This window comes from Thermus sp. KWY1, from assembly GCF_057547025.1.
The window spans coordinates 1-210 of record NZ_BAAJPG010000027.1 but is presented as its reverse complement, the minus strand read 5'-3'; the positions used below and the strand labels follow the sequence as shown (position 1 = coordinate 210).

The following is a 210-nucleotide window of genomic DNA, read 5'->3' as shown; positions in this document are numbered from 1 at the left end:
CGGTCGTGTCAAGATTTATGTGTAAGCGTCTGTGTACGGGGGGCATACCTCTCCAGAAGCATCTTCTCCAGCACTTCCCGCACCTCAGCAAAGCCCTTCAATCGCCGCTCAGACCACCTCCCCTCCTGACGCTCCGCCTCCAAGTAAAGGAGCTTAAACACAGACTCGGGTCGGGGGAACTTATGATCCCGCACCTTCGTCCCACGCCTC

1 pseudogene is annotated in these 210 nt (G+C 57.6%); it reads right to left on the bottom strand.

Annotation, left to right across the window (positions count from 1 at the left end):
• Positions 1-8: 8 nt before the first annotated feature.
• Positions 9-210 (bottom strand): annotated as a pseudogene (locus AC27GT_RS08600) (IS256 family transposase); the annotation flags it as partial.